The sequence below is a fragment of the Streptococcus infantis genome (genome assembly GCF_047464415.1).
GTDB lineage: Bacteria > Bacillota > Bacilli > Lactobacillales > Streptococcaceae > Streptococcus > Streptococcus infantis_AE.
Window position 1 is genome coordinate 1 of sequence record NZ_JASHBX010000019.1, and the last position, 26,913, is coordinate 26,913.

Sequence of the window (26,913 nt, forward strand, 5' to 3'; positions counted from 1 at the left end):
TACTATTATACCGACTTTTCTTACTTTGTCAACACCTTTTTTTAACTTTTTTTCATTTCTCCTGAATTACTTCCTTCAGCTCTCTGAGAAGGGCTTTGCGGCCTTTAAATCGTTCGTCTGCCCAGAGGCGTTCATAGGCTTCTTGCTTATCTTGTGGTAATTTTCTTCTATAAGTATCCAACAATTCATGAAGGGCGTAGTAATCATCCAACCACAATCCTCCTTCTGGTAGGCGATGGCTAATCTCCCCTACTTCTTCATAGGCCATCCGGTCTAGGCGACGTTTTTGACTCTCTTGTTTTCTGACGCTATCAAGGATTCGATTGCGAAATTTTGTTTTGAAGTAGACGTAGAGTTTCTTTTCTTCTTCCACTAGTTCTGGATGGTGTTCTAGAAGTTCATGAAGACAAATCAGTCCTTCTTGGTCCCAATCCTCCTTCTCCCACAGGTGGAGATAATAATCTTTTCTACATTTATGAACAATTCCTTTTACCTTCTCATAATACTTTTCAAGCATTTGCTTTCCCCCTTTCTCTGCTTGTAGTATAGCAGAGAAAGGGGGAAAGAGGGGCCGTCGTTCCTATCTTGTGTTTTTTCATGTCTGTAATGTTATTGATTATGAGTTTGTAATTCACATAAAACTTGCTAGTTTTTCAAAGTCTAATTTTCAGACAAAGCAAAAAGCCCACTGTTGTAGGCTTTTTGTAAAACAAATCTTAAAATTAAAGCATTTTGTTGTAGAATTCAACGACAAGTGCTTCGTTGATTTCTGGGTTGATTTCATCGCGTTCTGGCAAGCGAGTCAATGAACCTTCCAATTTTTCAGCATCGAATGATACGAATGCTGGACGTCCAAGAGTTGCTTCTACTGCTTCAAGGATAGCTGGAACTTTCAATGATTTTTCACGAACTGAGATCACTTGACCTGGAGTTACACGGTATGATGGGATATCAACGCGTTTTCCGTCAACAAGGATATGACCGTGGTTTACGAATTGACGAGCTTGACGACGAGTAGTCGCAAGACCAAGACGGTAAACAACGTTATCCAAACGACGTTCCAAAAGAAGCATGAAGTTGAAACCAAGGATTCCACCTTTGATTTTTGTAGCTTGTACGAACAAGTTACGGAATTGTTTTTCACCTACACCGTAAGTGAAACGAAGTTTTTGTTTTTCAGCCAATTGCAAACCGTATTCTGACAATTTAGAACGGTTGTTTGGTCCGTGTTGTCCTGGTACGTAGTTACGACGTGCCAATTCTTTACCTGTACCTGTAAGTGAAAGGCCAAGGCGACGAGCTTGTTTCCAAGATGGTCCTGTATAACGTGACATGTGTATGTCCTCCTGATATAAATAATATTTCGGTGGAAATAGTCACTTAGAAAGCCCTGATTCGTGCAGATGCCCTTCGCCTAAACAGCCAAGGTTACTTATCAGAAGACATCTGTTGACGAGCTTCATGCTTTCCTGCTGATATTTCACACAAAGGATATTGTACCATGAATGGTTAGATTTGTAAAGGGGTTTTAAGCTTTATTTTCATTGCCAGAGAGATTGAGAAGGAGGGTAAAGGTGCTTCCTAGGCCGTACTGGCTAGTAACTGTGATTTCTCCACCTAATTGATGGGCCAATTCGCGCGCAATCGCAAGACCTAAGCCATGACCACCTGTTTTCATGTTACGAGAAGTTTCTACACGATAAAGGCGTTTGAAAATATTCTCCAAGTCCTCTGGGGCAATCCCCTGTCCCTCATCGGTCACACTGATTGAAAGCTGACTATCCTCCAGCTTAGCTACCACTTTCAGCTTGGTTCCTGGAGCAGAGTATTTAAAAGCGTTATTGACCAGATTCACCAAGATACGAGAAAGTTTGGCATAATCTCCTTCAATTCGAGCAGATTCAGGAATTACCTGTAGGTGGATATCTCGCTCCTCCTGCTCAATCAAGAACTGAAATTCACTCATGCACTCAATCAAGAGCTGGTCCAGAAAAATACTGTCTTTGCTGATTGTTTCGACCTGATTTCTAGCTGTATTTAGGGTCAAAAAATTCAACTCTTCAACCAGTTTATTAAGCCGTTCTGTCTGGCGTCCAATGGTTGCTAAATAATGGGCTTGTTCTCCTTCCTTGATAACTCCATCCAAAATTCCTTCTACCGTCGCTTGGATTGAAGTGATTGGGGTCTTGATATCATGCGATAGCTGGGCAATCATCAAGCCCTTTTCTCGTTCGCTTTCTTTCAAGGAATCAAAGGTCGCCTGCAAATCATGGGACATTTCATTGAAGGCTTGGCCTAATTGCTGAAATTCCACCGGCCCTTGAACCTCCAGATTTGAAGAAAAGTCCTTGTCCGCTACTCGCTTGGCATGTTCCTTAACTTTGGCCAATGAAGTAAAGACCGGCGATAGGAGAAAGAGACTAATCCCAGCACCGACAAAACTAGCCATGAGAGTCATCCCCACTAGGAAATAAATTTCTCTTTCGTCAATTAGCATTCGCTGGACTGCCCAAAAAACTACGATAATCGTTAGGAGTGTTGAAATGATATACCCCACTAGAATATAACTTTTTAATTTCATTGACTACCTCGTGCTTTCTCAATTTTGTAGCCCAAGCCCCAAACTGTTTTTATGGTGGGCGTTTCTGCACTAGCATGTTTAGCCAACTCCTGTCGCAGAGCATGAATATGAACATTCAATGTATTGGTATCATCCACATAGTCTTCCTGCCAAACCTTTTCATAGAGGTCTGTCTTAGAGAAAACTCGCTTTGGATTGCTGGCTAAAATCCATAAAAGCTCGAAGGATTTGACTGTCAAATCAAGTGCTACATCTCCTACTTGAGCCTCATGACTACCGTGATTCATTCGTAAATCCCCGAGACTGACAAGCTCTATCTCACCCCCACGATGAAGGCGACGCAAGATATTGTGGACACGTAAAACAAGCTCACGAGGACTAAATGGTTTGGCAATAAAGTCATCTGCCCCCAGGCTTAGACCGTAAATCTTGTCCTGCTCACTGGTCTTAGCCGTAATAAAGAGAAAAGGCTGATCCGGAGATTGATACTGAATCTCACTAATCAAATCATAACCATCCATCCGAGGCATCATGATATCTGTAATAATCAAATCAATCGGTTTTCGCTTGAAGATTTCCAAGGCCTCTACTCCATCATGAGCCACCAAAACCTGATACCCTGCCTGAACCAGATAGCGTTGATGAATATCTGTGATTTCTACCTCGTCGTCAACGAGTAAAATGGTCTTTCCCATCTGTCTCTCCTTTGAAAAAAACAGTGCTATACCACAATAGTATAACACTATTTTAATCTCTTTACGAACATTCTAAACCATATCTGGATTTTTTAAATCCTAGATAGAAAGTCTGTAGCTAGACTAGTCATCCTCTTTTTTAGCTTTCAAACCGAGTCCACCTAACAGTCTTGCTAAGGCGAGTCCAAAGAATCCAAGAGTAGCCATTGATGTTTGGGCTTCACCAGTATATGGAAGCATGTGGTCTTTCATTTGATCAGCCATCATTGGACTTGACACCTTGTTATTAGATGCCATCTTGCCTTCATCAGGCATTTTGCTTGAGGTTGCTGGAGCTTGATCTTGTTGCATACTTGGTGTTGCCATAGGCTGGCTAGTAGCTGGCATTTTAGATTTCATCTTAGACGCATCTTGATGACTATTCATCATTGGAGCCGGCATAGCTGAACCATTAGAAGATGGGACGGAACCTGACTGCATCGGAACAAGAGACTGATGTCCATTCAAGTTCACTGTCAAATCTTTAGTCGCTACAAGATTGCTCAAATCGGCCTTGCCATCTTTAGCACCGTACACTTTAATAGTAGCTTTATAACTTTGAGTACCGTTTTGTTTCAAGAAATCAAGAAGCTCTTTATCAGATTTTCCTTGAGTACCGGCCAAATCCACTTCATAGAAGTAGAGGCCTTTGCCCAATTTCTCTACTGGTGGAAGAGCGGGGTGTTTAGCTGAGCCATTGTCTGACCATGGAGCCTTGTCTGAAGCTTTCAAAATCAGACGAGTCAACATACCGTCACCAGCGAAGAATTCGTATGGAATGACTTGGTTGACACCAGCTGTGAATGGACCTGGGAAGTTGGCCTTGTCCAAGTAAGTAGCTGGGACATCCACCGTATCTTTAGTATTATCGGCTACACCTTTTTGCACTTCAGCTGGGGTAGTCAAGCCATTCAAATTGACATCCAAATCCTTAGTCGCTACGAGGTTGCTCAAGTCTGCCTTGCCATCTTTTGCACCATACACTTTAATAGTAGCTTTATAACTTTGAGTGCCGTTTTGTTTCAAGAGGTCTAGAAGCTCTTTATCAGATTTACCTTGGGTGCCGGCCAAATCCACTTCATAGAAATAGAGGCCTTTGCCCAATTTCTCTACTGGTGGAAGAGCAGGATTTTTAGCTGAACCGTTGTCTGACCATGGGGCCTTGTCAGAGGCTTTCAAGATGAGGCGGGTCAACATGCCGTCACCGGCGAAGAATTCGTATGGGATGACTTGGTTGACACCAGCTGTGAATGGGCCTGGGAAGTTGGCCTTATCCAAGTAAGTAGCTGGGACATCTACTGTGTCTTTGGTGTTGTCAGTCACACCTTTTTGAACTTCAGCTGGAGTGGTCAAGCCGTTCAAGTTGACATCCAAATCCTTAGTCGCTACGAGGTTGCTCAAGTCTGCCTTGCCATCTTTTGCACCGTACACTTTAATAGTAGCTTTATAACTTTGTGTACCATTTTGTTTCAAGAGGTCTAGAAGCTCTTTGTCAGATTTACCTTGGGTACCTGCCAAATCCACTTCATAGAAGTAGAGGCCTTTGCCCAATTTCTCTACTGGTGGAAGAGCAGGATTTTTAGCTGAACCGTTGTCTGACCATGGGGCCTTGTCAGAGGCTTTCAAGATGAGGCGGGTCAACATACCGTCACCAGCGAAGAACTCGTATGGGATGACTTGGTTGACACCAGCTGTGAATGGGCCTGGGAAATTGGCTTTGTCTAGGTAAGTAGCTGGAACATCTACTGTGTCTTTAGTATTGTCGACTACACCTTTTTGCACTTCAGCTGGGGTAGTTGCTGGTTGCGCTTCATTTACTTCACGGTCTTGTCCAGAAACTGTAGGCGCAGGATTTGTCGCAGGTTTAACCGCATCTTCTGTTTGTTTATTAGATTCTGGTTTTGCCTGCACTTCTTCTTTGGGCGCTGCTACTTGGTCTTTAGCACCTGCAGCTACTTTTTCTGGAGAGTTTATAGTATCCAAGCTGACTTTAGGTGTTGAGTCTGCCTGTTCTGAAGGAAGAGCTGTATCGACTGCTTCTTTGAGAAGTTCTGCTGGTAAGTCGCTCTTTTCACTCACCGAGACAGCGTCTGGTACAACTTGAGCAGGGGTGGGATTGACTACATCGGCACGTGCGGAACTTGGTTGACCAACTAGGACAAAGAAGCCACTGGCTACAACAACTGAGGCAACACCGACACTAAGACGGCGAATAGACCAACGAGTATATCTTTGATTTGGATTGAATTTCATAGGATTCTCCTTAGAGTTTTTCTTTATTTGATGACTCTAGTATAATCTCCTAAAATTAAAAAGGATTAAGAAAAAGTTAAAATTTTTCTTAAATCCCTCTTATAAAATACTTATATTGACTCAATAGTCGTTGAAAAAAAGAATAGTCATTCCTCTTCTACTCGCTAAGGCTTGCTAGGGTATCCAAATATTGGTTATTGATTACCGCCATGATATAGGCATCAGCTTTCAAAAGGTCATTTGGCCCAAACTGTACATCTAAGGGAGCATTTTCGTAGTCACGAAAACCGAGGATATTGAGATTGTACCGTCCTCGAAGATCAAGTTGACTTAGACTCTTACCTGACCACGATTGTGGAATTTTCATCTCGACAATTGAGACATTCTTGTCCAACTGAAAGACATCTACACTGTTATTAAAGAGAATCGTCTGTGCCAACGAACGACCCATCTCAAACTCTGGTGAAATGACTGAGTCTGCACCGATTTTTTCAAGGACTTTTTTTGCTGTATGGCTTTTAACCTTAGCAATAACAGTCGGTACCCCTAGACTCTTGCAATGCATGACTGCAAGAACACTAGACTCTAGATTTTCACCAGTTGCGACGACTACGGTATCGCAGGTATCAATTCCAGCTGATAGCAAGAGTTCCTCATCTGTGATATCTCCAACAACACCACGCACCAAGACTGGTTCAAATTGATTGATTCGTTCCTCATGGTTGTCAATAGCGATAATATTTATATCATGCTTGGCGAGAGCAGCCAGAACACTACTCCCAAAAATACCCAAGCCTAAAATTCCGATTGTCCGATCTGACATAGCTTATCCTTTCTTATCCTATGGTTATATCTGCTTTCATATAGTGAATCATATCTTTCTTATCTGGCCGATACTCAGCCAAACTGACTAATAGCGTCAGTGGCCCAATTCGTCCGATAAACATCAGTAGCATGACGATGCTAAGAGCTAATTTGCCTAACTCTGGTGTCAGATTTGCAGTTACTCCAACCGTAGCAAGTGCTGAAATAGTTTCAAACATCAGGTAGATAAATTTCGGATTCCCTTCTGCTGTTATTCCTAGTAAAATCAAGCCAACCAGAAAAGTCAATAAAAAAATAATGAAGACACTGAATGATTTTTGGACTGTCCGAGGTTCAATCGTTCTCTGTGCTACATTGGCATGAGGTAACCCTAAAAACTCACTGCGTGCGAATACCAACAAAACAAAGAAGGTCGTGATTTTAAGTCCTCCTGCTGTTCCTCCAGGTGCTCCACCGAGAAACATCTGTAAGATATAAATCAGCAAAGTGACAGGTCTAGCTTGAGTGTAATCAATAGAAGCAAAACCTGCTGTTCTCATGCTGACAGTTTGGAAGAAGCTAACCAGCAATTTATCCAGGAAGCTAAGATTCCCAATCGTTCCCGAATTATTCCACTCTATCAAGAGGGTTGAAACTGTTCCAGCAAATAAAATCCCCGCTGTTAAGAAGAGAACCAGCTTAGTATGGAAACGAAGACGGCGTTTTTTCTTCTTTCCCAATTGAGTGGCTAGATCAAACCAGACCATAAAACCTAGACCACCTGTAATAATCAAGCCAGCAATCACTAGATTAACCAAAGGATCTGTCTGAAAGGCTAGCAAACTCGTACTTCCAAAATTATCAAATCCAGCATTACAGAAAGCTGAAATCGCCAAAAAGATAGACGTTAAAATACCTCGCCCCCAGCCAAACTCGGGGATAAAACGAAAACTCAGCAGAAAGGCTCCTAAACCTTCTACTAAAAAAGTTGTAAAAAAGATGGAACGTAGAAAATCCTTCAAAGACTGAGTTTCTTCAAAACTAAAACTCTCCAGAATCGTTTCACGACCTCGAAGACTCATCTTTTGCTTGCTTTGAATATAGAAGACCCCTATAAAGGTCATGAGCCCCAAACCACCAATCTGAATCAAAACCATACAAATCAACTGCCCCCAAACATTGTAGGTAGAAGCGACAGGTAAGGTAAAGAGTCCTGTCACACAGACCATGGATACAGCTGTAAACAAATGATCAAAATAACCGGCATGAGATGTTGGAGCTTGTACGAGTGGTAGACTCAACAGGAGGGAACCTAGAAAAATAACCAAAGCAAAGCTTAAAAAGATTCGCCGAGCAGGTGATAAACGCCCCAAAGTGGTATTTATTTTTTCAACAATTGATTTTAATAACATAGCTACATTGTACCACAAAAAACTGAGAATACTCACATATGACTAACAATCTCAAGACAGAGTTCTAGCGCCTTTTCAAAAGCTTCCGCACCCCAATCGCGCTGGTCATAGTTATCAAGATCTGCCAATGAATCAGCCGTGAACAGCAACTCACCCCAGACAACTCCACGAAGTTGAGCCACTGCTGCAAGAGCAGCACACTCCATCTCTACAACTGCACAGCCTTCTTCCTTGCGATAGGCAACTTTTTCAGCGGTTTCTCGGTAAAATCCGTCTGTCGACCAGGTCATGACTTCTTCGTAAGGGACACCTAGTTGTTCCAAGACTTGCTCGATAGCAGAAACAGCTTCTACATGAACATCCATATAACGAGAAGGTGGTGCATAATGGTAGCTGGCTCCTTCATCTCGTAGGGCTCGAACTGGAACTAGAAAGGCATTTTCCTCTATATCGGCTAGGACACCACAGGTTCCAGTGGAAATGATTTTCTCCACACCGTAACCAATCAACCAATCCATGAACTGGGCTGCAGGGGCAGAACCAACAGGAGCCTGAGCCAGACACACTTCCTCACCCTTGTATCTCATGACATAAACAGGATAGGTTTTAGTGGCAGACACAAACTCCCCAACGCACTCTGCTCCCGCTTCCTGAGCATAGCGGTCAATCTCCTCCTCCAAAAACGCATAAATACACTTCTTTGGCAACTGTAAATCCAAACCTTCATGATTGGGCATAATGACTGCCTGAGGATTGTCATCAAACTCTAAAATAGGAATGGCATGTTTCTGAATCATAGAATACCTCCTCTAAATTTTTACTATTGTATCAAAAACAAAAAGAAAGTCAAGGTGAACCCTAAATAAAAAACTTACCTTTAATAGGAAAGAAAAATTAAAAACTAATTCCCGTACTAAAAAAAATTGCTGTAGCAAAGGAATTATTTTATAATAGATTGAATTTAAAAAAAGTGAGGGAGTTTTATGAAATTCTATTCCTATGACTATGTGCTCAGCCAGATTAGTCAACAGAATTGGGTCATGATTATCGCATCAACTTTACTGCTTATTGTGACTGGATTTTTTGCATTTAAGGCTTTTAAAGATAAGAGAGGAAGTAAGTTCCGTGAATTATCGATTATTTCTATTTTAACCTTAATTGCTTTCATTTTGATAAGCATTACGAATCTTCAAAACAACCAATCCAATGATAATCAATTTCGTAGTTCCTTACACTTCATCGAGATTGTCTCAAAAGAGTTAGGTGTTGATAAAAAGGCTGTCTACGTCAATACTTCAGCTACAACTGACGGAGCCATTATTAAGGTTGATAACAATTTTTATCGTGCTATTAGCGGAAGTGACCAAGATAGCTACCTATTAGAAAAGATAGAACTCTATAAATCAGATGTGGAACTCGTGGAGGTTGAAAAATGATAAGCTTTTTTGCTACAATTGCGATTAAATTGGCCTTGGGGCTTCTTTCTTTAGTCTTTGTTATTAACGTGACGGGGAAAGGAAATCTTGCACCAAGTTCTGCAGTAGACCAAGTACAGAACTTTGTTCTTGGGGGTATTATTGGTGGGGTTATCTACAATAGCTCAATCACCATCATCCAATACGTTGTTATCCTCATCATCTGGACTATTCTCATCCTGCTCCTTAAATGGTTGAATACTAATATTTCCTTTTTCAAACACTTAATTGACGGAAAACCTACTATTATCATTAAAAATGGTAAGTTAGAGCCTGAAGCCTGTCGTTCAAAAGGTCTTGCAGCTGCAGATGTAGCTCTTAAATTACGTTCTCAAGGAATCTTCCAACTAAAAGACGTCAAGCGAGCTGTGATTGAGCAAAACGGACAATTGATTGTCGTAAGAATGGGCGATGAAAATCCTAAATACCCTGTGATTACCGATGGTGTTGTCCAAGTTGAAATTCTAGAAACCATTGGCAAAACTGAGGAATGGCTAACAGAAAAATTAAAAGAGGAAGGTTTCGAAGACGTTTCTAATATCTTTATCGCTGAATATGATAAAGGTCAATTGAACATTGTAACCTATTAAAAAAATAAACTGATGCTTTTCGTATCAGTTTTTTGCTTTTTAACAATAAAGGGGATATACTTAAGTTATTATCTGATGGAATTTAGATGATGGAATAAATTAACGGAGGTAACACCCATGTCAATCGAAGAAAAATTCAACCAAGCTAAAGGTTCTGTTAAAGAAGGTTTTGGTAAACTTACTGGCGATACAAAAACTCAAGCGGAAGGAGCTGCAGAAAAAGTAGCTGCAAAAGCTAAAGAAGTTGCTGAAGATGCAAAAGAAGCTGTCGAAGGTGCAGTATCTGGTGTAAAAAACATCTTTAAAAAAGACGAAGAATAATTCTTTTTCGTTCTAACAACATAAAAAACTCTCCCTTCTCTTTCGAGAAAGGAGATTTTATTTTATGGTTTTCCGCCAGGTGCACCACCACCAGGGCCACCATTTCCTTGAGGGCCACCGCCAGGTGCTCCTCCGCCTCCAGGCATAGAATTGACGATTTCCGTTTGTTTTTCACCGTTGAGGTAGATATCTCCACCTGTGTAGGTCGCTGTTCCGTCAAAGTCAAAACCAGATTGACCAGTCATTTTGATAGTTCCTCCATTAACTGTGATATTCCCATTTGAGTCAATTGGATCTGTATCCCCTTGGCCAACTTCAACTGTCAAATTCCCACCATTCATGGTAAAGAAAATTTCACTTTGTTGGGCGTTTTTGTTGGCCGCATTGACACCATCATCTGTTGAATAGATGGTAATATCCCCACTGTTGATGGTGATAGATTTACCTTCAAGCCCTTCGGTAGAATTCTTGACGGTATAGGTTCCACTATCGATGACCAAATCACCTGAGGCATGGATACCATCATCACCTGCAGTAACGGTTATAGTGTTATCAGAGAGATACATGGTTCCAACAGAAGTATCGTCATCATTGTCGACCTTGACCCCGTCTTCCTTGGCATCGATTGTCATGGTTGTGCCAGTGATGTTGAGTTCATCATTAACATTAAAGGCATCTCCAACTGCTGTGATGTTGTAGGTTCCACCTGTGATGTGAAGTGTATCGTTAGCCTTGATAGCATTGTTTTTCTTGCCATCTACATTGAGGGTTCCTTTTCCGTTGATGGTCAAATCCACTTTAGAGAAGAGAGCCGCATCTGCCTTATCATCACTGTTTGAAGCTGAATCTGAGAGGCTATTGGTGGTACCATCTGCTAGAGTGAGGTAAACATGGCCAGCTGATGTTGCTGAAATAGCTGCATTGGCATTGGTCATTGTTACACCGTTTAGTACGATGTGTATGTCATCTGAACTTCCAGCTTCGATCTTGATTTGAACTCCGTCGGATTGACCAGAAATTACATAAGTTCCTGACTTAGAGATTGTAACTGTAGAACCTGATACGGCTACTCCATCACCTGATACCGTCGCCGTTGATCCTGACAAAGTTACAGTTGCAGCTGTTTTTTCATCATAAGAAGTATCATAGTCCTTATCTGTAAAGTAACTAGATGTTTTCTTATTAGTAGTTACTGCTGTCGTTGCAGTACTATTGCTAGCTGTTGTATTTGAAGTTGACTGGGTACATGCTGTTACCAGTGCTAGAGTTGTTATACTTGTTAATAGGAATGTCCATTTTTTTGCTTTCATGCTCGTTTCCTCGTCTTTCATTTTACATGCTCTTAGTCTACGGGTCTTTCCTAAAAGAAGCCTAAACTTTTTCTGAAAGTTTTCTTAAGTTTAGTTTCAATTAAGTTAAATTTAACAAAAGTTTTAGAAATCCCCTCTAGAATTGTAGACAAGCAAGTTCACCTTGTTTAAAAATAGTATAACTGAAAGCAAGAGGAGAAATACTTATGAAACCATTAGAAACAACTTTCAAACGGATTGAAACCAAATATATTGTCTCCAAAGATAAAATAGACAAACTGATTCAAGATTTAAAGGAATATTTAGTAGAAGACGACTATCCAATTTCAACTATTTCAAATATCTACTTTGATACGGAAGACTTTGCTATGCTCCAAGATGATGATTTTAGAAATAATCGAAAAGAAAAGGTTCGGATGCGGACCTATCTCAGCCAACCTAAAGTAGATAGTCAAGTATTTTTAGAAATCAAAACCAAGGATCAAGAAGGAGTTGGTCGCAAATTCAGACTACTCTCAACTCCTATTTCTATTCTTAATTTTATGACAAAAGGGCACCTGGATGCTAGCATTACTGATACAGTCGTCATTGAAAAAGTGAAAAAACTTCATCAGGATTACAAGCAAGCAATCCAGCCTCGTATGTACATCTACTACGATCGTTATTCATTAAAAGAAAAAAAATACATCGAGGGCTACAACTATAACAAAATTCGTATCACAATTGACCAAAATCTAGTCTATAGAGATGAAAATGTCAGTCTTTTCGCTGGAAACCATGGAGATGCTTTACTAGATGATAATACTGTGATTATGGAGATTAAAGCTCCTGGAAACAAACCCCAGTGGTTACAAGACATCCTAGACAAGTATAGTTTGATGGAGCACAAATTTTCAAAATACAGTTGTGCTTACCACAAATCTCAAGGGCTTCCTTATGCACCACGTCCCAGTATAGAAAGCGCAGGTACCACTTATGCTTAATCTATTTAACTCAATTCTCAACAATGCCACTGCAAGTGCAGACCCCTTCCAACTACTGCTGGCACTTCTAGTCAGTCTAGTCCTCGGTTTGGCACTTACTTGGACCTACAAATATCGGACCCTCTACACCAGAGAATTTGCTATCAGCTTGACTCTGCTTCCCTGCCTTATGACCTTGGTTATTTTTCTGGTCAATGGGAGCTTGGGTACTTCAATTGCTGTAGCCGGAACCTTTAGTTTGATTCGTTTCCGTTCTGCAACTAGTGGTTCAAGAGAACTGATTGCAATTTTCCTTGCCATGATTATCGGTTTAGCTTGTGGAACAGGCTATCTCTTCCTAGCAATTCTCTTCACGCTCTTTATCTTGGGCGTTTGGTTCCTTTTGGAAAATCAACAAGTCAAAACTGACAATCAACGTCGTAGACTTTTGACAATCACGGTAGCCAATCAAGAGAAGGTACAGGAAGCTATCCAATCAGCTCTTGACCAATTCTGCTCAGAAATTGACATGATTACGATCAATAGCACAAATGCAGGGGACAACCTTAGCATTGTCTATGAAGTCGAGCTAAAAACAGAGGCAGACGATTTCCAAGTGACTAGCTACCTCACACAAAATATTGATCAGTGCGATGTAGCATTGACTAAAAAAGCTAAAAAGAGAAAAAATCTCTAAAGACGAAAAACGAGGCTAGGATAAAAATTCCCACCTCGTTTTTTGCTAGCAATAAGTTTTTGATACTGAGACTGGTTAGGCTTTTCGATTCCAAAGAGTTCTTGTGAAAAAGACTTCACTTTCTCTTTCTACAACCTTTAATTTCCTTTAACTGGAATCTCTTTGATAACTCGTGCTGGATTTCCTGCTAGAACTACATTATCACCAAAGGATTTTGTAATAACCGCTCCTGCTCCTGCAACGACATTATCCCCTAAAGTAACACCCGGTAGGACAATGACACCACCACCTGCCCAAAAGTTCTTACCAATCGTGATGGGTTTGCCAAATTCTAGTCCCGAGTTTCGTTCGTCGGGGTCCAGTGGGTGAAGGGGTGTTAAAAACTGACAATTAGGACCAATCATAGCATTGTCACCTATGGTTATAGGACAAACATCTAGCATAGTTAAATTCCAATTGGAATAAAAATTTTCTCCAAGATGAATATTGACCCCGTAATCTACCATCAAGCGAGTGTTGATGTAGAGATTTTCACCAGTAGAACCAAACCATCCTTTGATGATTTCTATACCTTTTACTGGATCTACCTCTTCATTAAAAGCAGCTTGCTTTTGTCGCGCTGTTTGTGCTAGAGAACGAAGTTCTGGGTCGAATGGGTGATAGGGTTCCCCCGCAATCATTTTTTGGTATTCACTTTTCATGTTTTAATTTCTTTGCTTTTTAGATGATTGTAGCATAGTTTTAAATTTCGAGCAAGTTATAGTGAAATGAAATAGAATCTGAACAAATTTACCAGAGTAGTTAAGTCAATTTCTAGCATTTTTTAGAATTCACAGTGTACCGTTTTGTATTTGATCTACTATAAATTTAAAATTGAAAAAATGTTTATATAGTGGATTGAAATAAGATGCGAACAGAGAGATTAGGAAAGTCAAACTAATTTCTAGAAATATTTTTAGCAGTTGTAGTGTACTGTTCTAGATTCAATCTACTATAAAACACAAGTCTAACCTTGAAAAAAAGCGAGCAAAGCTAGTTTTCTGACAATCAGAATTCTGCCTTGTTCGCTTTTTTATCTAGTGGATCCTTCTTAAGAATCTATAGTGAATGATTAATCTTTTCATCTCAGATCTTAAGTAACACCTACTTATTCGCTTACTTCAACAGTTTCAACGACTTCTTCTACAGTCGTATCAACTGGAGCTTCTTCTTGTGAAGATGCTAGGTAAGACTCTTCGTTGACTGCTTGTGGTTCAAGGTTACGGTAACGCGCCATACCTGTACCAGCTGGGATAATCTTACCGATAATAACATTTTCCTTAAGACCAAGGAGATGGTCTTTCTTACCACGGATAGCTGCGTCTGTAAGGACACGAGTTGTTTCCTGGAAGGAAGCTGCTGACAAGAAACTATTTGTTTCAAGTGAGGCTTTGGTGATTCCCATAAGGACTGGACGACCAGTCGCTGGCACTCCACCTGCGATAAGAACATCCTTGTTAGCATCTGTAAAGTCGTTGATGTCCATAAGTGTTCCCATGAGAAGATCTGTGTCTCCTGGATCCATAACTCGAACTTTACGGATCATTTGACGAACCATTACCTCGATGTGTTTGTCACCGATTTCTACCCCTTGGCTACGGTAAACTTTTTGTACTTCACCGAGGAGGTAAGTTTCAACTGACAAGACATCACGTACAGCAAGGAGACGTTTTGGTTGGATTGAACCTTCTGTCAATGCTGCACCACGAGAGACTTGGTCCCCAACTTCAACACGCATACGAGCTGTAAATGGTACCACGTATTCGCCTTCACCAGTTTCACCCTTAACGAAGACTTTCTTAGTACGAGTTGAAGCATCTTCTTCGATAGCAGTAACTTGTCCTTTGACCTCTGTGATAACCGCTTCCCCTTTAGGATTGCGGGCTTCAAAGATTTCTTGGACACGAGGAAGACCCTGAGTGATATCGGTATTTGAGGCAACCCCACCCGTGTGGAAGGTACGCATTGTAAGCTGTGTACCAGGTTCCCCGATAGATTGAGCAGCAATTGTACCAACTGCTTCACCAACTTCAACCGCATCACCAGTCGCCAAGTTGATACCATAACAATGACGGCAGACACCATGACGAGTGTTACATGTAAATACAGAGCGGATAGTCACTTCTTCAACACCAGCATTGACGATTTCACGCGCCTTGTCTTCTGTGATCAATTCATTTGGACCAATGATAACTGCACCAGTTTCTGGGTGTTTAACAGTTTTCTTAGTGTAACGACCATTGAGACGTTCTTCAAGAGACTCAATCATCTCTTTACCTTCAGTAATAGAACGGATCAAGAGACCACGGTCAGTTCCACAGTCATCCTCACGAATGATAACGTCTTGGGCAACGTCAACCAAACGACGAGTCAAGTAACCTGAGTCGGCTGTCTTAAGGGCCGTATCGGTCATACCTTTACGAGCACCGTGAGTTGAGAAGAACATTTCGAGCACTGACAAACCTTCACGGAAGTTTGAAAGGATTGGCAATTCCATGATACGTCCGTTCGGAGCAGCCATCAGACCACGCATACCGGCAAGCTGTGAGAAGTTTGAGATGTTACCACGGGCTCCAGAGTCCATCATCATAACGATTGGGTTCTTAGGATCTTGGTTGGCAATCAATCGTTTCTCAAGCTTTTCACGGGCAGCACGCCATTCAGCTGTTACAGCATTGTAACGCTCGTCGTCTGTGATCATACCACGACGGAATTGTTTCGTGATTTGTTCTACACGTTTGTGTGATTCTTCGATGATTTCAGCCTTGTCTTCAACGACTGGAATGTCGGCAATACCCACTGTCAATCCTGCAAGAGTTGAGTGGTGGTAACCGAGGTTCTTCATACGGTCAAGTAGGGCAGAAGTTTCTGTCGTACGGAAACGTTTGAAGATTTCAGCGATGATATTTCCAAGGTTTTTCTTCTTGAATGGAGGGTTAAGTTCAAGATTGCTGATTGCTTCCTTGATATCTCCACCAAGTGGCAAGAAGTATTTATCTGGAACGCCTTCTGTTAAGTTGGCATTGTTTGGTTCTTGCAAGTATGGTAGACCCTCTGGCATGATGTCGTTGAAGAGGATCTTACCAACAGTTGTAAGCAAGATTTTGTGTTTTTGCTCTTCTGTCCATGGTTTGTTGAGGCTGTCTGTTGCGATACCAACACGTGAGTGGAGGTGAACATAGCCATTGCGGTAAGCCATAACAGCTTCGTCACGGTCTTTGAAGACCATTCCTTCACCTTCACGACCAGCTTCTTCCATGGTCAAGTAGTAGTTACCCAAAACCATGTCCTGAGATGGAGTAACAACGGGTTTACCGTCTTTCGGGTTCAAGATATGCTCAGCAGCCAGCATCAAGATACGAGCTTCTGCTTGGGCTTCTTCTGAGAGCGGTACGTGTATGGCCATTTGGTCACCGTCAAAGTCGGCATTGTAGGCTTCACAGACAAGTGGGTGCAAGCGAAGGGCTTTACCGTCAATCAAGACAGGTTCAAAGGCTTGGATACCCAAACGGTGAAGGGTAGGTGCGCGGTTCAAAAGTACTGGGTGTTCTTTGATAACTTCTTCGAGGATATCCCAGATACGTTCATCTCCACGTTCTACCAAGCGTTTAGCCGCTTTAACGTTTTGCACGATATCGCGCGCAACGATTTCACGCATCACGAATGGTTTAAAGAGCTCGATTGCCATTTCACGTGGCACACCACATTGGTACATCTTAAGAGTTGGACCAACGGCGATAACGGAACGTCCTGAGAAGTCAACACGTTTACCGAGCAAGTTTTGACGGAAGCGTCCTTGTTTACCTTTGAGCATGTGGCTCAATGATTTAAGTGGACGGCTACCTGGTCCTGTAATTGGACGACCACGACGACCATTGTCAATCAAAGCGTCAACCGCTTCTTGAAGCATACGCTTCTCATTTTGAACGATGATACCTGGTGCGTTCAACTCAAGCAAACGAGCCAAACGGTTGTTACGGTTGATAACACGACGGTAAAGGTCGTTCAAGTCAGATGAGGCAAAACGGCCACCATCCAACTGCAACATTGGACGAAGATCTGGTGGAATAACCGGAAGGATGTTAAGAATCATCCATTCAGGTTTGTTTCCAGACTTGTAAAAGGCATCCAAAACATCCAAACGACGGATAGCTTTGATACGTTTTTGCCCAGTTGCTGTTTTCAATTCTTCTTTAAGTTCAGCAATTTCTTTTTCAAGATCTACTTGTTTCAAGAGGTCTTGGATAGCTTCGGCACCCATTTTAGCAACGAATGATCCGTAGCCATATTCACGCAAGCGCTCACGATATTCACGCTCTGTCATGATAGATTTGTGCTCAAGTGGTGTATCCTTCGGATCGATCACCACGTAAGCAGCAAAGTAGATTACTTCCTCGAGGGCACGAGGACTCATATCAAGGGTCAAGCCCATACGGCTTGGAATTCCCTTGAAATACCAGATATGAGATACAGGAGCTTTCAACTCGATGTGTCCCATACGTTCACGACGAACTTTTGTACGCGTTACTTCAACACCACAACGGTCACAAACAATCCCTCTGTAACGAATGCGTTTGTACTTACCACAAGCACATTCCCAGTCTTTTGTAGGACCAAAGATGACTTCGTCAAATAGTCCTTCACGTTCTGGTTTCAACGTACGGTAATTGATTGTTTCAGGTTTTTTGACTTCTCCATAAGACCATGAACGGACTTTACTTGGAGAAGCTAGGGTGATTTGCATACTTTTAAAACGATTTACGTCAACCACTATTTCTTCCCTTTCTATTCTAAGTGAGCTACTTATTCTTGTTCAGTAGCTTCTTCTGTTGCTTCCGCTTTTGCACCTTCTTCAGCTTCAAAAGCAGCTTTTGCTTCTTCAGCAGCTTTTTTACGTGCTTTTTCAAGGTCATCTACGTGGATGACATCTTCGTCCATGCCCTCATCAAGATCACGAAGTTCAACTTCTTGATCATCTTCGTCAAGGACACGCATGTCAAGACCAAGTGATTGCAATTCTTTAACAAGAACTCGGAAGGATTCTGGAACACCTGGTTTTGGAATTGGTTTTCCTTTTGTAATAGCTTCATAAGCTTTCAAACGTCCGTTGATATCGTCAGACTTGTAAGTCAAGATTTCTTGAAGAACATTTGATGCACCATAGGCTTCAAGCGCCCAAACCTCCATCTCACCGAAACGTTGTCCACCAAACTGAGCTTTACCTCCGAGTGGTTGTTGGGTAACGGTTGAATATGGTCCGACTGAACGAGCGTGCAATTTATCATCAACCATGTGGTGAAGTTTGATCATGTACATGACACCAACTGACACACGGTTATCAAATGGTTCACCAGTACGTCCATCGTAAAGGATAGTCTTAGCATCGCTATCCATACCTGCTTCCTTAACAGTTGACCAAAGATCTTCTGAACTTGCTCCGTCAAAGACTGGTGTTGCGATGTGAATACCAAGAGTACGAGCTGCCATACCAAGGTGGAGCTCCATAACCTGACCGATATTCATACGTGATGGCACCCCAAGTGGGTTCAACATGATATCAACTGGAGTTCCGTCTGGAAGGTAAGGCATGTCTTCTACAGGAACGATACGAGAGACAACCCCTTTGTTTCCGTGACGTCCGGCCATCTTATCTCCGACCTTGATCTTACGTTTTTGAGCGATGTAAACTCGAACCAGCATGTTAACACCTGATTGCAATTCATCTCCATTTGCACGTGTAAAGATCTTAACATCACGAACAACACCATCGGCACCGTGTGGTACACGAAGAGAAGTATCACGAACTTCACGAGACTTGTCTCCGAAGATAGCGTGCAAGAGACGTTCTTCAGCTGAAAGGTCTTTCTCACCCTTAGGTGTTACTTTACCTACAAGGATGTCCCCTTCTTTAACCTCAGCACCGATACGGATAATTCCCATTTCGTCAAGGTCTTTAAGAGCATCTTCACCAACGTTTGGAATTTCACGAGTGATTTCTTCAGGTCCAAGCTTTGTATCGCGTGTTTCTGATTCATATTCTTCAAGGTGGACAGATGTGTAGACATCGTCTTTCACCAAGCGTTCGCTCATGATAACGGCATCCTCGAAGTTGTAACCTTCCCATGTCATGTAGGCAACGATTGGATTTTGCCCAAGCGCCATTTCTCCATTTTCCATAGAAGGTCCATCTGCAATAAAGTCGCCTTTTTCTACAACGTCACCAACTTTAACAAGCGTACGTTGGTTGTAAGCAGTACCTGAGTTTGAACGACGGAATTTTTGGATATGGTAAACATCCAATGAGCCATCTTCACGACGAACTTCTACCTTGTCAGCATCGGCATAAGTAACTTTACCATCATACTGAGCAATTACAGCCGCTCCAGAGTCGTGGGCTGCTTGATATTCCATACCAGTACCAACGTAAGGTGCTTTTGGATTAATCAATGGTACAGCCTGACGTTGCATGTTGGCACCCATGAGGGCACGGTTGGAGTCGTCGTTTTCCAAGAAAGGAATACATGCTGTCGCAACGGCAACTACCTGTTTTGGAGAAACGTCCATGTAATCAACACTTGAAGCTGGGTATTCTTGGTTAACCCCTTGGTGACGTCCCATGACAACTTTTTCAGCAAAAGTGCCATCTGCGTTCAATTTAGAGTTAGCCTGTGCTACTGTGTACTCATCTTCTTCATCAGCAGTCAACCAAACGATTTCGTTAGTTACTTTTCCAGTTTCACGGTCAACCTTGCGGTATGGTGTTTGAATGAAGCCATACTTGTTGAGGTGTCCGTATGAAGACAAGTTGTTGATCAAACCGATGTTTGGCCCCTCAGGTGTCTCGATTGGACACATACGACCATAGTGAGTGTAGTGCACGTCACGCACTTCATATCCAGCGCGGTCACGTGTCAAACCACCAGGTCCTAAGGCAGACAAACGACGTTTGTGTGACAACTCAGAAAGCGGGTTGTGTTGGTCCATGAACTGTGACAATTGAGAAGAACCAAAGAATTCTTTGATTGCTGCAGTTACTGGACGGATATTAATGATTTGTTGAGGTGTTAATACTTCGTTATCTTGAACAGACATACGTTCACGAACGTTACGTTCCATACGTGAAAGTCCAAGGCGTACTTGGTTGGCAAGCAATTCACCAACGGCACGGATACGACGATTTCCAAGGTGGTCGATATCATCCACACGACCGATACCTTCAGCCAAGTTGAGGAAATAGCTCATTTCAGCAAGGATGTCTGCTGGTGTGATAGTGCGAACTTTATCATCTGGATTTGCATTACCGATGATTGTTACAACACGATCTGGATCAGTTGGTGCTACAACCTTGAACTTTTGAAGAACAACTGGCTCTGTTACTACAGCCGCATCATTTGGAATGTAGACAATCTTGTTCAAATCACCATCCAAATGGCTTTCAATGCTCTCAATCACGCTACGAGTCATGATTGTTCCAGCTTCTACCAAGATTTCACCTGTTTCAGGGTCTACCAATGGCTCAGCAATGGTTTGGTTAAGCAAACGTGTTTTAACATTGAGTTTTTTATTGATCTTGTAACGACCAACTGCAGCCAAGTCATAACGACGTGGGTCAAAGAAACGAGCTACAAGCAAGCTACGTGAGCTTTCAGCAGTCTTAGGCTCACCTGGACGAAGGCGTTCGTAGATTTCCTTCAAAGCTTCGTCTGTACGAGAGTCCATTGGGTTCTTGTGAATATCTTTTTCAACAGTGTTACGAACAAGATCGCTGTCACCAAAGATATCAAAGATTTCATCATCGCCTGAGAAACCAAGCGCACGAACCAAGGTCGTAAATGGAATCTTACGAGTACGGTCGATACGAGTATAGGCGATGTCTTTTGAGTCGCTTTCAAGTTCCAACCAAGCTCCACGGTTAGGGATAACAGTTGAACCGTAACCCACTTTACCATTTTTGTCTACCTTGTCATTAAAGTAAACACCTGGAGAACGCACCAACTGTGATACGATGATACGTTCACCACCGTTGATGATAAAGGTTCCCATCTCAGTCATGATTGGGAAATCACCAAAGAAAACTTCCTGTGTCTTGATTTCGCCAGTTTCTTTGTTAATCAAGCGGAAGGTTACAAAGATAGGTGCTGAGTAGCTAGCATCGTGGATACGAGCCTCTTCAAGCGTATATTTAGGTTCTTTGATTTCGTAGCCAACAAATTCCAACTCCATTGTGTCTGTGAAGTTTGAAATTGGCAATACATCTTCAAACACTTCCTTCAGACCATGGTCTAGGAAATCTTTGAATGAATCAGTTTGAATTTCAATCAAATTTGGTAAGTCAAGAACTTCTTTGATTCTTGAAAAACTACGACGGGTACGATGTTTCCCGTATTGAACGTCATGTCCTGCCAAGATGATTCTCCTTTTTAAATAAAGTTCCAAGCTTAGTGATCTAAGCTAGTAATTATCGTTAGATGGTTCTAAAAACCCTATCAACTTATCCCCCTTGACTAATTTTCAGAATCTTTAAATCTTTGTTACAAAGGTCAAAAAACTTGAAAAAAAGCACAAAAAGAGCAGCTAAATCCGACTTTTTCAGGAGATTTAACTGCTGTGAGCCTTGTCCGGACAATATTTCAGACAAAACCTACGACAAATGATTATTTATATTATACCCTATTTAGCTAGATTTTTCAAGGTTTTAAAATATTTTTCTCTTCCTCTAATCCGTTAATTATCTACATCTTTCTTTGGAAAATCAAGTCCATATTTAGGAAAACGCTTGCCTTAACTATTCCCTCATGCTATACTGTTATTGAAATTAATAGACAGGAGACATTTTATGAAAACAGCTAAAACCACTGTTACAATCGTTTCTGCACTTGCATCTGTCATCTTATTGACCAGCTGCGCCACAAAATCCACAGAAACACAAACATCCGCTAATAACTCATCTGACAATCAGATTACAATGACTTACGACCAACTACGGTCTAGAGAAAATACCATGTCAACTCTCTGGTATCAAAAAGCGGCCGAAACAAAAGCCTTGTATCTACAAGGTTATAATGTTGCTACAGATCGTCTAAAGGAATTACTGAAAACAGAATCAGACAAGCCTTATTCGATTGTTTTGGACTTGGACGAAACGGTCCTAGATAACAGTCCTTATCAAGTTCAAAATGTCAAAGATGGAACAGCATTCACACCTGAAAATTGGGATGTTTGGGTCCAAAAAGCTGCAGCAAAAGCCGTCCCAGGTGCTAAAGATTTTCTTCAGTTTGCCGATCAAAACGGTGTCCAAATCTACTATATTTCTGACCGTTCAGTCGACCAAGTAGATGCTACCATTAAAAATCTAGAAAGCGAAGGTATTCCTGTACAAGGACGTGATCACCTCATGTTCCTAGAAAGTGGTGTAAAATCCAAAGAAGGTCGTCGACAAGCGGTTCAAGAAAAGACAAATCTTGTGTTACTATTTGGTGATAACCTTGTAGACTTTGCAGATTTTTCTAAGACTTCTGAAGCTGATCGTGACAAACAACTTGAAGAATTGCAAAAAGAATTTGGTGAAAAATTCATCATCTTCCCAAATCCAATGTATGGATCATGGGAAACAGCAGTTTACGGTGGTAATAAACTAGATGCCAAGGGACAAGTAGAAGAACGCGAAAAGGCTTTACAAGGCTTTGACAAGTAATGAAAACTTGGTATTCAATAAGGCCATAAGTACAAAAAGAAGTGCAAAAGCTCTTTAACTGACAAAACTCAAAAAAGCGGACAAGAGAGGATTCTGATAACCAGAAAACTTTCCTGTTCGCTTTTATCATGTGAATCGTATCTTAATGAGCCAACATTTCTTGGGCGATTTCTTGACCAGATAAATTCTCTGGATAGTAGGTTGGCCAGTTATCCATTTCTTCAAAGAGGGCTTCTTGACTAGTGCCTCCAAAAAAGATATGGAAATGCTCTGCCTTGACTGGGGCGATATTGTGGTCGCTGAATTGAACATACTTGAATTGTCCAGCGTCCGCATCTGTCGCTTCAAAGAGATAACGGACTCCACGATTCCCTTTCTTATAAGTCAGGATTTTCTTGCCGACATACTTGTAAGTATATTTCTTACTTTGGCCACCTTGGATGAATTCCATAGTATTATCCGTGATATTAATCTTAGATACATCTGTTTGGTAACCTTTTTGATAATATGCCTTGTACTCATCCTTAGTCATCTTGCCAGTCAATTTAGCCTTGTAGTCAAATACTTGGTCAAGAGTCCCATTTTCAAGGAAAGGATAAACTGACTGCCAGTTACCAGCATAATCACTTAGGGTACGGTCCTTAACATCTGCATCCTCAAAGTAACCATTTTGAACGGTTTTAGTTTCCTCTGCCTTTTCTGGTTCAATCTCTGCTCCTGCCTGATCAGTTGTCTGCTTGAGGGCCTTGAGGTTTTTCTCCATGACAGAGATGTAATTCTCACCGGCTTTCATGTCCTCTTCTGTCAAGCTTTCAAGAGGATTCAGAACATCTAGCTTGACACCTGTTTCTTTTGAGAGGGTATTAGCTAGGGCTTGTGAGGCATTTTCTTCAAAGTAGATATAAGAAATCTTATTTTTCTTAATGTATTCGGTCAATTCTGCCAAACGGCTTGCTGAAGGCTCCGCATCTGGTGAAAGACCTGAGATAGAGACTTGAGTGAGTCCATAGTCTAAAGCTAAGTAACGAAAGGCCGCGTGTTGAGTCACAAAACTCTTTTGTTTAGCACTAGAAAGTCCTTCAGTATAGGCCTTATCCAGAGCTTGTAATTTCTCGATATAGGCAGCTGCATTTTGCTCAAAGGTTGCTTTTTTATCAGGATAGTCAGCTGATAAACTGTCACGAATGTGCTCTACAAGCTTAATGGCACGCGCAGGAGACAACCATACGTGAGGATCATACTCGTGATGATGGCCTTCTTCGCCATGGTCATGGTCTTCCTCTTCTTCACTACCTGGAAGAAGCAACATATCTCCAGTAGCCTTGATTGTTTTTACTTTTTTCGCATCTAGTGAATCTAAAAGCTTGGGAACCCATGTTTCCATGTTCTCATTTTCATAAACAAAGGCATCAGCGTCTTGAATTTTAGCGACTGCTTTAGGCGATGGTTCATAATCATGTGGTTCTGTCCCTGCCCCGATTAAGAGTTCGACATTGGCTGTATCTCCTGCTACTTGCTTGGTAAATTCGTAGACAGGATAGAAAGTTGTAACGATATTTAATTTCCCGTCTGCTTGTTTTTGATTGGAACAAGCTACCAAGAAAACTGTCACAAGACTTGCCAAAAGTAGGCCTAGTTTTTTCATTTTCTTCTCCTATTTGATAAAACGTTTGAGTAAGCTGACTAACAAAAAGACAACTACAAAGATAATGGTAATACTTGCACTCGGTGGTGTCTCTGCATAGTAGGAGATATAAAGTCCCGCCACCATACCTAGAAAACCAATAACGCTGGCAAGAATCATCACCGAACTAAAGTTCTTCCCTAAACGCAAAGCGATACTAGCTGGTAGGACCATGATGGTCGATACCAAGAGTGCTCCTGCAGCGGGAATCATAAGAGCAATAGCCACACCCGTCACCATGTTAAAGAGGATAGACATAGTACGCACTGGAAGACCATCTACAAAAGCTGTATCCTCGTCAAAAGTTAAGATGTACATAGGTCTTAAAAAGAGGAAGGTCAGGATTAAAACAACCGCTGCAATGACAAAGAGTCCAATTACCTGCTCTTGACTAATAGTCACAATAGAACCAAAGAGGTATTGGTCCAAACTCATCGAGCTAGAGCTCTTACCCTTACTCATAACAATGAGTGAAACCGCAAGACCTGTTGACATGAGGATGGCTGTTCCAATCTCCATAAAGCTCTTGTAAACCGTACGTAGATATTCAAGAAAGACCGCCGCAATCAAGACAATAGCAATAGTCGAGATGGTCGGAGAAATCCCTAAAACCAAACCAAAGGCCACACCTGATAGCGATACGTGACTCAGTGTATCACTCATGAGACTTTGACGACGCAAGATGAGGAAGGTTCCCAGTACTGGCGAAAAAAGACTCATGGCAATAACAGCCAAAAAGGCCCGCTGCATAAAATCATAAGAAAATAGATTAAACATGGTCCACCTCCTGATCATTTTCATGGACATTGAAACAACGCCATGGCGAATCTTGGTCACGGACAAGGTGGATGTTACGATCTGCATAGTCCTTGACTTCTTCAGGATCGTGAGTAATCATCAGAACAGCCTTGCCATGATGGTGGGCACTGTGATGCATGAGTTCATAAAATTCATTTTTGGTACCTGCATCCATCCCTGTTGTCGGCTCATCCAAGATAAAGATATCTGGATCTGAAGCAAACATACGTGCAATGACCGCTCTTTGCTTTTGCCCACCAGAGAGAGAACCAATGCGTTTATCCCGATGTTCCCACATACCAACTGAGTTTAAACTAGCCTTAATGTGTTCTTCATCATGGGCATTCAAACGACGGAACCAGCCCTTTCTTGGGTAGCGACCTGATTTGACAAACTCATAAACAGTACTAGGAAAACCTGCATTAAAACTGGCGATCTGCTGAGGAAGATAGGCGATTCTTAATTTTTTCCCATGAATATTTGTCTTTGAGATGGTTACTTTCCCAATTCGTGGTTGAAGAATTCCAAGGCTAGCCTTGATTAGCGTTGTCTTGGCTGCTCCATTTTCTCCTGTCAGTGTGACAAATTCCCCACTATCAACACTGTAATTGATATGCTCAAGCACAGGTTCCTTGTCATAATAGAAGGACAAATCCTCTACTGTGATGTATCTCATTACTTGATTTCTCCTACTAAAGCAGTTAAAAACCGCTGGATAATTTTTTGTTCGTTTGGCGTAAACTGAGTGGCAACCTGCTCATAAGTCGAGAGGGTATGTTCATGATGATGGTGGTGTTCCTCAGCAATAGGTCGAGCCAAGTCTGTCAATTGATAGAAGACAACACGAGCATCCTTGGGATCCTTAGACGTTTCTAACATTCCCTCCTTAACCAGGGATTTGATAGCCTTTGTAACGGCAGCTTGACTGACATTGAGACGACGCGCCAACTCAGAGTTGGTGAGCGACTCCTCTGATAAAAGCATGAGAATATGCTCCTGGGTATTGGTCAAGGCTACATCACTGGTACAATGACCAATGAGAATTTCATGCTGGTTTTCCGCCTTGAGAATAATCTCATTTAAAAAACGATCGATATCTTTTGCCAACTGTCTCATGATTTGCTCCTTTCTCAGAACGGAATTTCTATAAATACAAGGTTTTCATACTCTTCAAAAATCAAATTCAAACCACGTCAGCTTCGTCTTGGCGTACTCAAGTACAGCCTGCGTCTCGCTTCCTAGTTTGCTCTTTGATTTTTATTGAGTATCACACCATTCCTTTACTAGTTAAGTATATCACATCCAAGCAAGGAGTCAAGAAAAAAGATGAAAACACCTGAGATGTTTTCATCCTTTAGAATTATTTTTCGGCTCTATAATATTTGTAGTGGGTAAATCCCCTATGGATATTATGGAGCCTATTTTTGTGTAGAAAAAAGTCCCATAAGATCTATAATGAAAAGCGACCAAACCATCATTAGAAAGAATCATATGGAACAATTACATTTTATCACAAAACTACTCGATATTAAAGACCCTAATATCCAGATTCTAGATGT

Annotated in this window: 22 protein-coding genes; 6 read left to right on the forward strand and 16 right to left on the reverse strand. The window is 41.6% G+C overall.

The window, feature by feature from the left end; genetic code table 11:
- Window positions 1–52 precede the first annotated feature (52 nt).
- The 8 genes from QM460_RS09405 to QM460_RS09440 form a co-directional block, all read right to left on the reverse strand.
- A complete protein-coding gene (locus QM460_RS09405) occupies window positions 53–517 on the reverse strand; it encodes a sigma-70 family RNA polymerase sigma factor (RefSeq protein WP_414289945.1) in 465 nt (154 codons plus the stop codon).
- Window positions 518–722: 205 nt separating this feature from the next.
- Window positions 723–1,334, reverse strand: a complete 612-nt coding sequence (rpsD, locus tag QM460_RS09410) for a 30S ribosomal protein S4 (protein WP_000092756.1) — start codon at window positions 1,332–1,334, stop codon at window positions 723–725.
- Window positions 1,335–1,528: 194 nt separating this feature from the next.
- The gene (locus QM460_RS09415; protein WP_414289946.1) at window positions 1,529–2,581 is read right to left on the reverse strand and encodes a sensor histidine kinase; all 1,053 of its coding nucleotides are present in this window, start codon (window positions 2,579–2,581) and stop codon (window positions 1,529–1,531) included.
- Window positions 2,578–3,276: a response regulator transcription factor gene (locus QM460_RS09420; RefSeq protein ID WP_414289947.1), complete on the reverse strand. Its 699-nt coding sequence runs from the start codon at window positions 3,274–3,276 to the stop codon at window positions 2,578–2,580. Before QM460_RS09420 ends, QM460_RS09415 begins: the two co-directional genes overlap by 4 nt.
- A gap of 123 nt (window positions 3,277–3,399) precedes the next feature.
- Entirely contained in the window at window positions 3,400–5,568 is a 2,169-nt protein-coding gene (locus QM460_RS09425) for an SSURE domain-containing protein (RefSeq protein ID WP_414289948.1), read from the reverse strand.
- Between the two features lie 157 nt (window positions 5,569–5,725).
- On the reverse strand, window positions 5,726–6,391 hold the full coding sequence (locus QM460_RS09430; RefSeq protein WP_414289949.1) for a potassium channel family protein: 666 nt from the start codon (window positions 6,389–6,391) through the stop codon (window positions 5,726–5,728).
- 13 nt (window positions 6,392–6,404) lie between these two features.
- Window positions 6,405–7,784 carry a TrkH family potassium uptake protein gene (locus QM460_RS09435; RefSeq protein WP_414289950.1) on the reverse strand — a complete coding sequence of 460 codons (1,380 nt, stop codon included), beginning with the start codon at window positions 7,782–7,784 and terminating at the stop codon, window positions 6,405–6,407.
- Between the two features lie 32 nt (window positions 7,785–7,816).
- Window positions 7,817–8,581, reverse strand: coding sequence for a nucleoside phosphorylase (locus QM460_RS09440; RefSeq protein ID WP_414289951.1), 765 nt, complete (start codon window positions 8,579–8,581; stop codon window positions 7,817–7,819).
- Between the two features lie 186 nt (window positions 8,582–8,767).
- Here QM460_RS09440 and QM460_RS09445 point away from each other — a divergent pair, with 186 nt between their 5' ends.
- The 3 genes from QM460_RS09445 to QM460_RS09455 all read left to right on the forward strand — a co-directional run bounded on the left by QM460_RS09445 (window position 8,768) and on the right by QM460_RS09455 (window position 10,170).
- Window positions 8,768–9,220, forward strand: a complete 453-nt coding sequence (locus QM460_RS09445) for a DUF3290 family protein (protein ID WP_414289952.1) — start codon at window positions 8,768–8,770, stop codon at window positions 9,218–9,220.
- Window positions 9,217–9,849, forward strand: coding sequence for a DUF421 domain-containing protein (locus tag QM460_RS09450; RefSeq protein WP_414289953.1), 633 nt, complete (start codon window positions 9,217–9,219; stop codon window positions 9,847–9,849). The genes QM460_RS09445 and QM460_RS09450 overlap by 4 nt, the downstream gene beginning before the upstream one ends.
- A 117-nt stretch (window positions 9,850–9,966) precedes the next feature.
- On the forward strand, window positions 9,967–10,170 hold the full coding sequence (locus tag QM460_RS09455; protein WP_414289954.1) for a CsbD family protein: 204 nt from the start codon (window positions 9,967–9,969) through the stop codon (window positions 10,168–10,170).
- Between the two features lie 62 nt (window positions 10,171–10,232).
- Here QM460_RS09455 and QM460_RS09460 read toward each other — a convergent pair whose 3' ends face one another.
- The gene (locus QM460_RS09460) at window positions 10,233–11,480 is read right to left on the reverse strand and encodes a carbohydrate-binding domain-containing protein (protein WP_414289955.1); all 1,248 of its coding nucleotides are present in this window, start codon (window positions 11,478–11,480) and stop codon (window positions 10,233–10,235) included.
- A gap of 206 nt (window positions 11,481–11,686) precedes the next feature.
- Between QM460_RS09460 and QM460_RS09465 the strand changes: the two genes are divergently transcribed.
- Complete coding sequence (locus QM460_RS09465; protein WP_414289956.1) at window positions 11,687–12,463, forward strand: polyphosphate polymerase domain-containing protein; 777 nt, start codon at window positions 11,687–11,689, stop codon at window positions 12,461–12,463.
- Window positions 12,456–13,139, forward strand: a complete 684-nt coding sequence (locus QM460_RS09470; protein WP_414289957.1) for a DUF4956 domain-containing protein — start codon at window positions 12,456–12,458, stop codon at window positions 13,137–13,139. Before QM460_RS09465 ends, QM460_RS09470 begins: the two co-directional genes overlap by 8 nt.
- A gap of 137 nt (window positions 13,140–13,276) precedes the next feature.
- Here QM460_RS09470 and QM460_RS09475 read toward each other — a convergent pair whose 3' ends face one another.
- The 3 genes from QM460_RS09475 to QM460_RS09485 form a co-directional block, all read right to left on the reverse strand.
- Entirely contained in the window at window positions 13,277–13,840 is a 564-nt protein-coding gene (locus tag QM460_RS09475; protein ID WP_414289958.1) for a sugar O-acetyltransferase, read from the reverse strand.
- 446 nt (window positions 13,841–14,286) lie between these two features.
- Window positions 14,287–17,949, reverse strand: a complete 3,663-nt coding sequence (rpoC, locus tag QM460_RS09480; RefSeq protein WP_414289959.1) for a DNA-directed RNA polymerase subunit beta' — start codon at window positions 17,947–17,949, stop codon at window positions 14,287–14,289.
- Window positions 17,950–17,981: 32 nt separating this feature from the next.
- On the reverse strand, window positions 17,982–21,584 hold the full coding sequence (locus QM460_RS09485) for a DNA-directed RNA polymerase subunit beta (RefSeq protein ID WP_075228392.1): 3,603 nt from the start codon (window positions 21,582–21,584) through the stop codon (window positions 17,982–17,984).
- Between the two features lie 430 nt (window positions 21,585–22,014).
- Here QM460_RS09485 and QM460_RS09490 point away from each other — a divergent pair, with 430 nt between their 5' ends.
- Window positions 22,015–22,872, forward strand: a complete 858-nt coding sequence (locus QM460_RS09490) for a 5'-nucleotidase, lipoprotein e(P4) family (protein ID WP_223339512.1) — start codon at window positions 22,015–22,017, stop codon at window positions 22,870–22,872.
- 142 nt (window positions 22,873–23,014) lie between these two features.
- Here the strand turns inward: QM460_RS09490 and QM460_RS09495 are convergent, their stop codons facing one another.
- From QM460_RS09495 to adcR, 4 genes are read right to left on the reverse strand one after another with little or no spacing between them, the layout of a single operon-like run.
- Window positions 23,015–24,517: a zinc ABC transporter substrate-binding protein AdcA gene (locus QM460_RS09495; protein ID WP_414289960.1), complete on the reverse strand. Its 1,503-nt coding sequence runs from the start codon at window positions 24,515–24,517 to the stop codon at window positions 23,015–23,017.
- A 9-nt stretch (window positions 24,518–24,526) separates the two neighbouring features.
- Window positions 24,527–25,333, reverse strand: a complete 807-nt coding sequence (locus tag QM460_RS09500) for a metal ABC transporter permease (RefSeq protein ID WP_060956260.1) — start codon at window positions 25,331–25,333, stop codon at window positions 24,527–24,529.
- Window positions 25,326–26,030 (reverse strand): metal ABC transporter ATP-binding protein, encoded by a 705-nt coding sequence (locus QM460_RS09505; protein ID WP_045762612.1) that lies wholly within the window; start codon window positions 26,028–26,030, stop codon window positions 25,326–25,328. The genes QM460_RS09500 and QM460_RS09505 overlap by 8 nt, the downstream gene beginning before the upstream one ends.
- Window positions 26,030–26,470 carry a zinc-dependent transcriptional regulator AdcR gene (gene adcR / locus QM460_RS09510; protein WP_414289961.1) on the reverse strand — a complete coding sequence of 147 codons (441 nt, stop codon included), beginning with the start codon at window positions 26,468–26,470 and terminating at the stop codon, window positions 26,030–26,032. The genes QM460_RS09505 and adcR overlap by 1 nt, the downstream gene beginning before the upstream one ends.
- Window positions 26,471–26,913 lie beyond the last annotated feature (443 nt).